This window comes from Duganella sp. LjRoot269 (assembly GCF_964254095.1).
In the GTDB taxonomy this organism is placed as follows: Bacteria; Pseudomonadota; Gammaproteobacteria; order Burkholderiales; family Burkholderiaceae_D; genus Rugamonas; species Rugamonas hordei.
Genome location: NZ_CAXUSL020000001.1, coordinates 6,950,230 through 6,961,792 on the forward strand (window position 1 = coordinate 6,950,230; position 11,563 = coordinate 6,961,792).

Sequence of the window (11,563 nt, forward strand, 5' to 3'; positions counted from 1 at the left end):
GCTTAGTGCTGTGATATCCGCGCTCCGGGCACCTCCCGCGCCGCCGTGTCTCCACACCAGAGAAAGAAGCTCACCGTATGGCTATCCGTGTCGCGTTGCACCACAAAACCAGCTACAGCTACGACCGCCTGGTTGCGCTTTCGCCCCACGAAGTCCGCTTGCGCCCGGCCCCCCATGCGCGCACGCCCATCCTGTCGTATTCGCTGACGGTCGCGCCGGAGCAGCACTTCATCAACTGGCAGCAGGACCCCTACGGCAATTACATCGGCCGCTTTGTGTTCCCTGAAAAGGCCGACCGGCTGGAATTCACCGTCGACCTGGTGGCCGACATGACGGTGATTAATCCCTTCGACTTCTTCGTTGAAAAATACGCCGAGCAATTCCCCTTCGCCTATCCGGAACAGCTGCGCGCCGAACTCGGCCCGTATCTGCAGAGCGAGCCGCCCGGCGCGCTGCAGACCGCCTGGGTCGAGGCCGCCCGCGCCGACCTGCTGAAGGAAAAGATGGGCACCAACGACTTCCTGGTGGCCATCAACCAGCGCCTGCAGGGCGATATCGGCTACCTGCTGCGCATGGAGCCGGGCGTGCAGACGCCCGAGCAGACGCTGGAAAAACGTTCGGGCTCCTGCCGCGACAGCGGCTGGCTGCTGGTGCAGATCCTGCGCGAGATGGGGCTGGCCGCGCGTTTCGTGTCCGGCTACCTGATCCAGCTGCGCGCCGACCAGCAGGCGCTCGACGGCCCCAGCGGCACCAGCGTCGACTTCACCGACCTGCACGCCTGGGCCGAGGTGTATGTGCCGGGCGCGGGCTGGATCGGGCTCGACCCGACCTCGGGCATGCTGGCCAGCGAAGGCCACATCCCGCTGGCCTGCACCGCGCAGCCCTCGTCGGCGGCGCCGGTCACCGGCTTCACCGACAAGGCCGAGGTCACCTTCCATCACGAGATGACGATCACCCGCATCCACGAAGACCCGCGCGTGACCAAGCCGTATTCGGAGGACGACTGGCGCAAGATCGACCAGCTCGGCCAGCAGGTGGACGCCGACCTCAAGCAGCAGGACGTGCGCCTGACGCAGGGCGGCGAGCCGACCTTCGTATCGATCGACGACATGGACGGCGCGCAGTGGAACACCGAGGCGCACGGCGCCGACAAGCGCAGGCTGGCCGGCGAGCTGATGCATCGTCTGAAGAACCATTTCGCGCCGGGCGGCATGCTGCATTACGGCCAGGGCAAATGGTATCCGGGCGAACCGCTGCCGCGCTGGGCGCTGAACATCTACTGGCGCGTCGACGGCCAGCCGATGTGGCTGGACGCCACCCTGTTCTCCGACGAAAACGTCGACGACGGCTACGGCCCCGACGAGGCCGACCGCTTTTGCGCGGCGCTGGCGCGGGCGCTGCGCCTGCCGGCCGGCAGCGCGATTCCCGCCTACGAGGACGTGGCGCAGCAGGCGCAGCGCGAGCAGGGCATGCCGGTCAACCTGGATCCGCTGAAGGCCGACCTGGACTCGCCCGACGAGCGGCGCCGCCTGGCGCGCCTGCTGCAGACGGGACTGGGCACGGTGGTCGGCTATGTGCTGCCGCTGAAGGCCGAGGAGCCGGCCGCCGGCGCGATCGGCATCGGCGGCACCGTCTGGCGCACCTCGCCCTGGCCGCTGCGGCGCGAACACCTGTACCTGATCGACGGCGATTCGCCGATGGGCTTGCGGCTGCCGCTGAACACGCTGCCGTGGGTGATGCCGGAAGATGAGGAGCCGCAGTTCGAGGTCGATCCCTTCGCCCCGCGCGAACCGCTGGCGGTGCCCAAGCGCGACCGCCGGCCGGTGCTGGGCCTCGGCGCCGAGAACGGTGCCAAGAAAAACGCCGGCGCGGCGCCGGTCACGCCGGCGCCGCGCGACGTCATCCACACGGCGCTGTGCGTGCAGGTGCGCGCGGGCCGGCTGCATGTCTTCATGCCGCCGATGCAACGCATCGAGGACTACCTGGCGCTGGTGGCCGCCGTCGAGAACACCGCCGCGCTGCTCAAGCTCAAGCTGTGGATGGAAGGCTATCCGCCGCCGCGCGATCCGCGCATCAAGCTGCTCAGCGTGACGCCCGATCCCGGCGTGATCGAGGTCAACATCCATCCGGCCGCCAGCTGGAAGGAACTGGTCTACAACATGTCGACCCTGTACGAGGAGGCGCGCCTGACCCGCCTCGGCACCGAGAAATTCATGGTCGACGGCCGCCACACCGGCACCGGCGGCGGCAACCACGCGACCCTGGGCGGCGCCACGGCGGAGGACAGCCCGATGCTGCGCCGCCCCGACCTGCTGAAAAGCCTGATCACCTACTGGCAAAACCACCCGTCGCTGTCGTATCTGTTTTCCGGCACCTTCATCGGCCCGACCAGCCAGGCGCCGCGCGTCGACGAAGCGCGCGACGACAACCTATACGAGCTGGCGATCGCCTTCCAGCAGATGGACCAGCAACTGCCCACCATGCATCCGGGCGACCGGCCATGGATGGTCGACCGCCTGCTGCGCAACCTGCTGGTCGACCTGACCGGCAATACTCACCGCTCGGAATTTTCGATCGACAAGCTGTATTCGCCGGACGGCCCCACCGGCCGCCTCGGCCTGGTCGAGTTCCGCGCCTTCGAGATGCCGCCGCACGAGCGTATGAGCCTGCTGCAGATGCTGTTGTTGCGGGCGCTGGTGGCGCGCTTCTGGCGCCAGCCCTACCAGGCCAAGCTGGTGCACTGGGGCACGGTGCTGCACGACCGCTGGATGCTGCCGCATTTCGTGGCCCAGGATATCCGCGGCGTCGCCCGCGATTTGCGCGACGCCGGCTACGCCTTCGAGGATCACTGGTTCGATCCCTTCATCGAATTCCGTTTCCCGCGCTTCGGCACCGTGGTGTACGAGGGCGTCGAAATGGAATTGCGCCAGGCCATAGAACCGTGGCACGTGCTGGGCGAGGAAATGAGCGGCGGCGGCACCGCGCGCTATGTCGATTCGTCGGTCGAGCGGATGCAGCTGCTGGTGCGCGGCCTGACCGACGGCCGCCATGTGGTGTCCTGCAACGGCCGCATGCTGCCGCTGCATCCGACCGGCGTGCCGGGCGAGTATGTGGCGGGCGTGCGCTTCCGCGCGTGGAGCCCGTGGTCGGCGCTGCATCCGACGATACGGGTGCAGGCGCCGCTGACGTTCGACCTGATCGATACCTGGAGCAACCGCGCCATCGGCGGCTGCACCTACCACGTGGTGCATCCGGGCGGCCGCGCCGAGAGCGGTTCACCGGTCAACGCCAACGCCGCCGAGGCGCGCCGTTTCGCCCGCTTCTGGGCGCACGGCCATACGCCGGGGCCGATGACGGTGTACAAGGAGGCGCTGAACCCCAGCTTCCCGATGACCCTGGATTTGCGCTGGCAACCGACGTAGGCGTGCGCCCGCTATCGGACGCCGGAAGCCATATGGCAGAATGGGCACCATGTTAGATCAATTACTCGCGGGCTATCCCGCCGCCGCCGGCACCTACGACGAAATGCTCGACGCCAGCGGGCAGCCGCGCCCGCACTGGCGCGCGCTGCTCGGCGGGCTGAGGGGCGAGGCGCCGGCCGTGATGCGCGAGCGCATCGCGGCGGTGGCGCGCCAGGTGCGCGAGAACGGCGTCACCTACAACGTCTACACCGACGCCAAGGGTGTGCAGCGCCCGTGGGACTTGAACGTGCTGCCGCTGATCCTGCCGCACGAGGAATGGGCCGAGATCGAGGCCGCCGTGGCGCAGCGCGCCACCTTGCTCAACCGCATACTGCTCGACGTCTACGGCGAGCAGCGCCTGCTGGCCGAGGGCTTGCTGCCGCCGGCCCTGATCCACGGCCACGCCGGTTTCCTGCGTCCCTGCCAGGGCATACGCCACCAGGGCGACATCGCCCTGCACTTCTATGCGCTGGACCTGGCGCGCGCGCCCAACGGCCGCTGGTGGGTGGTCGGCGACCGCACGCAGGCGCCGTCGGGCGCCGGCTACGCGCTGGAAAACCGCTCGGTGATTTCGCGCATCTTTCCCGACCTGCAGCGCGACCTCAAGGTGCGCAGCCTGGGCGGCTTTTTCGACACCATGCGCGCCAGCCTGGCGACCTGGGGCCGCAACTGCGCCGCCAACGGCGGCGGCCCGCCGCTGCGCGCCGGCGAACCGCCGCTGATGGTGCTGCTCACGCCCGGCCCCTACAACGAAACCTATTACGAGCACGCCTACCTGGCGCGCTACCTGGGCTTGCCGCTGGTCGAGGGCGGCGACCTGACGGTGCGCAACAACATGGTGTGGATGAAGACCCTGTCCGGCATGCAGCGCGTGCACGTGATCGTGCGCCGCGTCGACGACGACTTTTGCGATCCTTTGGAATTGCGCTCCGACTCCGCGCTGGGCGTGGCCGGCCTGACCGAGGCGGTGCGCCGTGGCAATGTGCTGGTCACCAACAGCCTCGGTTCAAGCCTGCTGGAATCGGGCGCGCTGCTCGGCTTCCTGCCGTCGCTGTGCCAGCGCCTGCTGGGCACGCCGCTGAAGATGCCGTCGGTGGCGACCTGGTGGTGCGGCGAGCCCAGCGCGCTGGAACAGGTGGTCGCCAAGCTCGACACGCTGGTCGTCAAGCCCAGCTTCCCGCAGATGCGCCAGGCCTCGGTGTTCGGCGCCGACCTGGCGGGCGCCGCGCGCGAGGCGCTGATCGCTCAGCTGCGCGCCACCCCCAACCAGTACGTGGCGCAGGAACTGGTGCGCCTGTCGCAGGCGCCGGTGTGGAAATCCGGCGCGCCCGACGGCCTCTACCCCTGCGCCACCGGCCTGCGGGTGTTTGCCTGCGCCACGCCCAGGGGCTATGTGGTGATGCCGGGCGGGCTGACGCGGGTGGCCACCGGCCCCGACGCCCGCGTCATCACCATGCAGCACGGCGGCGGCAGCAAGGACACCTGGGTGCAGGCGCGCGCGCAGACCGGCGCGCCGTCGCACCCGGAACGGGCCGCCGGCGTGCGCCGCGACCTGGTGCGCGACGACACCCACCTGTCGAGCCGGGTGGCGGAAAACCTGCACTGGTTTGGCCGCCACGCCGAGCGCTGCGACGATATCGCCCGCCTGCTGCGGGTCACGCTGACCTATCTGTTCGACGTGCCGCCGGACGACCGCGGCCGCGAGTGGCAGGCGATGACCGCCTTGTGCACGTGGTTCGGGCTGCTCGAACGGCCGGAGGCGGAGCCGTCCGCGACACCGGCGCAGGCCGCGGCCGCAGCGGCGCCGCCGAGCGACGCCGAGATCGAATCGGCCCTGCTGCGCGCGGTGGTCTCGACCGACGTGCCCGGACTGGCGCGGCAACAGCAGCAGCTGTATCAATCGGCCAGCCTGCTGCGCGAACGCATGTCGCTCGACAACTGGCGTGCGCTCAACAAGATGGCGCAGCGCGCCGACGAAGAACGGCAGCCAACCCAGGCCGAAGCGATGAGCCTGCTCGACGACGCGGCGGAAAAATCGATGCTGATGAGCGGCTATGCGCTGGACGGCATGAACCGCGATCGCGGCTGGCGCTTCCTGTCGCTGGGACGCCGTCTCGAACGGCTGCAGTTCCAGTGCAAGGTGCTGCGCCACGGCCTGGAAATGGATGTCGACGCGGACGACGACAGCAAGCTGGAATGGCTGCTGGAGCTATCGGACAGCATCATCACCTACCGCTCGCGCTACCAGGCGCAGCCGGAATGGCTGCCGCTGCTCGATCTGCTGCTGCTCGACGAGAGCAATCCGCGCGCCATCGTGTTCCAGGTACAGGGCATCCTGAAAACACTGACGCAGTTGGGGGAAGCGAGCGGCGATTGCGGCGCGGACAAGCTGGCACCGCTCAACGAGGAATTGCTGGCGCTCACGCCGGAGAGCGATCTGTACGGCGGCAACGCCTATCTGCTGGACTTGCTGCAACGCCTGGACCTGGCCAGCCAAGCCCTGTCGGAACAGATAGGCGTGCGCTTCTTCAGCCACACGGGCAAGCCGGCCGCCTGAACGGCGCCGGCCCGCGTGGACTGGTTCTTAATGGACCAGCAGCGCGTTGACCGGCGCCAGGTCGTCTTCCTTCAGCGAACCGGCCGCCGACTTCAGGCGCAGGCCGTTCATGATGGTGTCGTAGCGTGCCTTCGACAAGTCCTTCTGGGTCGAGTACAGCAGCTTCTGGGCATTCAGCACGTCGATGTTGATGCGCACGCCGACCTGGTAGCCCAGCTTATTCGAATCCAGCGACGACTTGCTCGACACTTCCGCCGCTTCCAGCGCCTTGACCTGCGCCAGGCCGCTGTTCATGCCCAGGTAGGCCGAACGGGCGTTTTGCGAGGCGGCGCGCTTGGTTGCTTCCAGATCGTTGCGGGCCTTGTCTTCCAGCGCGATGGTTTCGCGCACCTTGCTGGTGACAGCGAAGCCGCTGAAGATGGGCACGTTCCAGCTGACGCCGATGGCGTTGTTGTTGATCGCCTGGCCGGCGGTCTGCGCGTTGTGCGAGGAGCTGGCGACCAGGTTCAGCGTCGGCATGTGGTTGGCGCGGTTGCGCTCGATTTCGCGCTTGGCGATTTCCACGTTCAGCTTGGCGGCGACCACCGCGTAGTTCTGGTCTTCAGCCGAGCTGACCCATGGATCGACCGCGGCCGGCGACGGCGGGTTGATCGTCACGCCGGTGCGCAGCGGCGCCAGTTCGCCCGGCTCCTGGCCGATGATCACGCGCAGCGCGGTGCGCTTGTTGTCCAGGTCGTTGATGGCGGCAAACTCCTGCGCCACCACCAGGTCGTACGCCGCTTGCGCTTCGTGGGTGTCGGTGATGGTCTGGGTGCCCACTTCGAAGTTGCGTTTGGCCGAGGCCAGCTGTTCGGTGGTCGCCACTTTCTGCGCCTGGGTCGAGGTCAGGTTGTCCTGCGCCGTCAGCACGTCGAAATAGGCTTGCGCCACGCGGGTGATCAGGTCCTGCTGGGCCTGGGCGAAGGTGGCTTCGGCGGTGGCCTGCGCCAGCTTGCTCTGCTGGTAGGTCTGCCAGTTGGCCCAGTTGAACAGCGGCTGGGACAGCTGCACCGTGTAGGCGTTGGTGTGGTACCTGGTGTCGGATTTGGTGACGATGCCGAAGACCGGATCGGGGCCGGTGATGTCGCCGGAGTTGCGCAGATTGCTGCCGCTGGCCGAAATGCTCGGCAGCAGGCCGGAGCGCCCCTGGGTGATCCGTTCCTGGCCCGCGGTCAGCGACGAGCGGGCGCTGGCGTACGTAGCGTCATTGGCCAGCGCTTGCTGATAAACCTGGATCAGGTCGGCCGCCTGTGCGTTGAGCGTCAAGAAGGCGCTGGCGATCAGCACGGCGATAAGGGGTCTCTGCATTGCATTCTCCGTTGGAGTCATCAAAAAAAGTTGATCAAATCAAAAACACTGCTACCTTTGCGCCGCGCCCGTGTATTTCAGCGTCGCGGCATCTCAATACTTGGCCATCGTGCCGTCGACTTGCAGCGCCCAGGCGTGGATGCCGCCGGTCAGGTTGACCATCTTGCCGAAGCCGTTACGCTCCAGGAAGGCGGCCACCTGCATGCTGCGCGCGCCGTGGTGGCAGATGCAGACGATCGCCGCATCCTCATCCAGGTCGTCGATGCGCGCCGGTATGGTATTCATCGGGATCTGCACCGAGCCGGCGATGCGGCAGGTCTCGAATTCCCAATTTTCCCGCACGTCCAGCAACATCGGGCTGGGCCGCGCATCGTCTGCCAGCCAGTCGGCCAGTTCCAGGGCGGTGATCTGCTGCATACGCCGCCCGCTTAAAACACGAAGGCCGGGGCCGCCGTCGCCAGCTGCAGCGGCTTGACGCTGGTTTCAAACAGCGTGCGCGTGTCGTAGCCGGCTTCGCCGGTACGGGTGATCAGCTGTGCCTTCATCGCCGGCGCCTGGCCGATGATGACCGCCAAGCGGCCGCCCACGTTCAGTTGCTGCAGCAGCGCTTCCGGCAACACCGGCAACGAGCCCGATACCACGATGACGTCGAACGGCGCGCCCTTGGACCAGCCCTGGGCGCCGTTGCCCAGTTCCACGGTCACGTTGGTGACGCCGTTGTCGGCCAAATTCTTTTCCGCCAGCGCCTTCAGCTCCGGCGAGATTTCCACGGTCGTCACATGACGCGCCTTGTACGCCAGCAGCGCGGCCATGTAGCCGGAGCCGGCGCCGATTTCCAGCACGTTCTCATGCTTCTTCAGCTTGACGTCCTGCAGCAGGCGCGCCTCCACCTTCGGCATCAGCATGTTCTCGCCGCCCGGCAGCGGGATTTCCGCGTCGACAAACGCCAACGCCTTGTGCGCGGCCGGCACGAAATTCTCGCGTTTCACTACCAGCAGCAACTCCAGAACCTCCGGATCCAGGACGTCCCAAGGACGGATTTGCTGTTCGATCATGTTGAAGCGGGCTTGTTCGATATTCATCTTAAGACTCAGTCGGGATTAAATAATCCGTCATTTTATCGTTGAACTGGCATCGAGGCACATATTAACGATATGACGGTCTGGTTCGCGGGAAATTGCGACAGTCTGCAGTTTAAGGGGGTTGAACCTACCAAAATGGCAAGCTGGGCGGTGATGACGGCAGGCTGGCTCACGCCGGGGCCACTTCCAGGCCGCGCAGCGTGACGTCGATCAGCGTCGCCATGAAGGCTTGCGGATCGATAGCCGGCATCGCGCAGGTCGGCATGAAGGAATGGGTCCACATCATCAGCATCAGCACCGGCGCCACCAGCACCGGCGTCATCACGGCCGGATCGACCGGGCGGAACTCGCCGCGGGAGATGCCGCGCACCAGCACGCTGGCGATCAGGCCGTTGCCGCGGGCGACCACGTCTTCGTTGTAGAACTGCGCCAGCTCGGGGAAGTTGTTGCCTTCGGCAAGCATCAGCTTGGTGATGCCGGCCAGATGGGTGGAACAGATCTGGTTCCACCACTTCATCAGGATGGCGCGCAGCAGCTCGCCGCTGGGGCCTTCGAACACGGCCGCCTCCTGCTCGGCCTCGCCGATCGCGTGGACGATGTTCTCGCGCACCACGGCCTTGAACAATTCTTCCTTGTTGGCGAAATACAGGTACAGCGTGCCCTTGGACACGCCGGCGCGCTTGGCCACGTCTTCCAGACGGGTGCCGGCATAGCCGCGCTCGACGAACTGCTCCAGCGCCGCCGCCAGCAATTCCTGCGGCCGCGCATCCTTGCGCCGCTCCCAGCGTGGCTTGGTATCTTGAGGGGCTTGCATGGGTGGTTTTAATTTTAACTTACTTATAAGTCATTAATATAAGCGCAAGGGCTGGCAGCGTCAAGGGAGGGACAGGTGTTACGCCCGAATAGAACCTTGAACAGGCGAGTCGCTATTCTAGCTCCCGCCCTGTGGCGATACAACGTGATGCCGCTGCCTTCCGAAGTGGAAGACAAGGACGGCTCCATACTATTTAAGTATTGCGCTGGCATCCGGTCCTACGGTGCAAGAAGGCGCGTCGCGTCGCAACGGTTGGCGCTAGACCAGGGCAACCCTGCCATGACCGAAGATCACATGAAACAGGCGTTCATGGGGCCTGACTTCAGCGAGCGTGATCGTCAACTCATCACCGGCTTTCGCGACCGTAATCCGCTACTACTGCAGGATTTCGACGACGTGCCATGGCAGCGCTACGCACAACGCTGGGGATATTACGCATCAGATACAGAAGACGAAGTGGAGCAGCCACCTTTTGCCGGTCCTTATTTGACACCTTCCACCTCCTGTATCGATCGAGGCGATAGTTTGGTGGTGCCGACTAGGATTTCATAGATGGGACGGCTGGACGCTTACTGACATACAGTTCTACAGCCCGAACGCGGTCTTCGTATGAGTACATGAACTACCTCCCAATAGTCAAAGTTTTTGTCCGCCCCCCGCTGGTCAATTTTCGGTCAGCCGCAACAAAATAGGCCGCTAGCTGGCGCGCTGCGGGCGGTCCCTTAAAAATTCCTGGGACCGTCCCGTTCGCCATCTGCTATGATGCCGGGACCGTCGCCGTCAACCCGTGTGGCGCCGACATAGTGCAAGGCCCTACGTATATGCAAGAGTTTTATAAGAAAGCGCTGCTGTCGCTGATTGTCCTGCTCCTGGTGGACCTGCTGCTGGCGGTTTTCTTTGTTGACCGGGCCTATCCGACACGGACGCTGTTGCCGGCGCAAAAAGGTGACTCGCGCTGGGAGTACTTGACGTATTCCGATGGGGCCGATGGCGGAGCGTCGTCAGTGCACGTAGACGATTCGCGCGAGCGGCTGCGCTTCGACTTCAAGCTCAAGGATGTCGCCCCGTTTCCTTTTGCCTCCGTCGCCTTGACCTTCAAGGACGACAAAGGACGGCAGATCCACGCGGATTGGTCGAAGTTCCGTACCATTAGCTTCGTGGCCAAATGTGCACCGGCCGCGTCCCTGACCTTCGACGTTTCCACGTTCGATGACAAGGTCTCCAAGCCAGGCAACTTCGGCACCTACCGTTCGCCCAGAACCTATTTTTCCTGCAGCGAACAGGGCGTGCCGGTGACGCTCGATCTGGCCCGGCTGCTGATCCCCGAATGGTGGTTTGCTGCAATGAAGCTGGACGTGGTACGCCAGGGTTATGAACTGGACAAAGTTGCCAAAATCATGTTCGGTTCCAGCGCCGCCTCGCCACACAATGTCGATACTCATATTGAAATCAGCGAACTGACAGTGCATGGCCGCGATTACCGCTATTTGACCGCGCTGGCGCTCATCATCCTGGCTGGCTGGGCGGCATTCGGTGTCTGGTTTTTCCTGGCCCATGCGCGCGCGCTGCTGGCCAGCGTGGATTCGAAAGTGAAAACCAATTTGCCCTTTGTGGCCTATCGCCGGCTCACCCTGGAACCGTACAAGGACAAGGAAAAGGCATCGGTCTTGCGGTATATCGCCAGCGCCTATAGCGACCCCGCACTGGACCTGGAAGCCGTGGCGGCAGCGACCGGCGCGAACCGCTATAAAATCAATGAAGTATTGAAATCCGAACTGGGCATGACCTTCACCAACTATCTGAATAAGGTGCGGCTCACTGAAGCGTCCAGGCTGCTGACTGAGAACAGCAGCGCCGCCGTGTCCGAAATCGCGTATTTGGTTGGCTATTCCAATGTTCCTTATTTCAATAAGCTGTTCAAGGAGGAATTCGGCTGCACGCCGAAGTCGTTCCGCACGCTTGCCGCGCAGCAGCCGCAGCAGCAAGCCGCCGACAGCGCTCCGGTAGCTCCCCCCGTCTGAACCACCCCATCCCATGCAAGCCCTCGCACCGATTGCCAGCGCCCATTATGTAGGCCGAGCCACGAAGGCACTACGTACCCATCGTGGCATGGCAGACATGCTTTCCGGTCGCGCCTGCCCCGACGTCCGCCAGCTGCCACGGCCGATTTTCACTATGCACACAATTGCTTGCAATTTCTGCGCTTTGTAAGACATTCGCCGCGCAGCGATAGCGGTGGGCCCGCTGGCCCGCCTATTCTGTCGCAATGTGTCGGGTTCCGCTACCGCGCGGGCCCGCAGGC

At 65.1% G+C, this 11,563-nt stretch carries 8 protein-coding genes; 4 read left to right on the top strand and 4 right to left on the bottom strand.

Going from position 1 to position 11,563, the window contains the following annotated elements; genetic code table 11:
* Window positions 1-77 precede the first annotated feature (77 nt).
* Both ACSQ3S_RS31075 and ACSQ3S_RS31080 read left to right on the top strand, forming a co-directional pair.
* Complete coding sequence (locus ACSQ3S_RS31075; protein ID WP_436144777.1) at window positions 78-3,422, top strand: DUF2126 domain-containing protein; 3,345 nt, start codon at window positions 78-80, stop codon at window positions 3,420-3,422.
* A gap of 49 nt (window positions 3,423-3,471) precedes the next feature.
* Window positions 3,472-6,018: a circularly permuted type 2 ATP-grasp protein gene (locus ACSQ3S_RS31080; protein WP_436144778.1), complete on the top strand. Its 2,547-nt coding sequence runs from the start codon at window positions 3,472-3,474 to the stop codon at window positions 6,016-6,018.
* A 27-nt stretch (window positions 6,019-6,045) separates the two neighbouring features.
* Here ACSQ3S_RS31080 and ACSQ3S_RS31085 read toward each other — a convergent pair whose 3' ends face one another.
* The 4 genes from ACSQ3S_RS31085 to ACSQ3S_RS31100 all read right to left on the bottom strand — a co-directional run bounded on the left by ACSQ3S_RS31085 (window position 6,046) and on the right by ACSQ3S_RS31100 (window position 9,261).
* The gene (locus tag ACSQ3S_RS31085; RefSeq protein ID WP_176652211.1) at window positions 6,046-7,365 is read right to left on the bottom strand and encodes a TolC family outer membrane protein; all 1,320 of its coding nucleotides are present in this window, start codon (window positions 7,363-7,365) and stop codon (window positions 6,046-6,048) included.
* A gap of 93 nt (window positions 7,366-7,458) precedes the next feature.
* Window positions 7,459-7,782 (bottom strand): rhodanese-like domain-containing protein, encoded by a 324-nt coding sequence (locus tag ACSQ3S_RS31090; RefSeq protein ID WP_176652210.1) that lies wholly within the window; start codon window positions 7,780-7,782, stop codon window positions 7,459-7,461.
* An 11-nt stretch (window positions 7,783-7,793) separates the two neighbouring features.
* On the bottom strand, window positions 7,794-8,447 hold the full coding sequence (locus tag ACSQ3S_RS31095) for a protein-L-isoaspartate O-methyltransferase family protein (RefSeq protein WP_176652209.1): 654 nt from the start codon (window positions 8,445-8,447) through the stop codon (window positions 7,794-7,796).
* Between the two features lie 169 nt (window positions 8,448-8,616).
* Window positions 8,617-9,261: a TetR/AcrR family transcriptional regulator gene (locus ACSQ3S_RS31100; protein ID WP_436144779.1), complete on the bottom strand. Its 645-nt coding sequence runs from the start codon at window positions 9,259-9,261 to the stop codon at window positions 8,617-8,619.
* A 279-nt stretch (window positions 9,262-9,540) separates the two neighbouring features.
* Here ACSQ3S_RS31100 and ACSQ3S_RS31105 point away from each other — a divergent pair, with 279 nt between their 5' ends.
* Complete coding sequence (locus ACSQ3S_RS31105) at window positions 9,541-9,813, top strand: hypothetical protein (RefSeq protein WP_436144780.1); 273 nt, start codon at window positions 9,541-9,543, stop codon at window positions 9,811-9,813.
* A 269-nt stretch (window positions 9,814-10,082) separates the two neighbouring features.
* Window positions 10,083-11,282: a helix-turn-helix domain-containing protein gene (locus tag ACSQ3S_RS31110; protein ID WP_436144781.1), complete on the top strand. Its 1,200-nt coding sequence runs from the start codon at window positions 10,083-10,085 to the stop codon at window positions 11,280-11,282.
* Window positions 11,283-11,563: the final 281 nt, after the last annotated feature.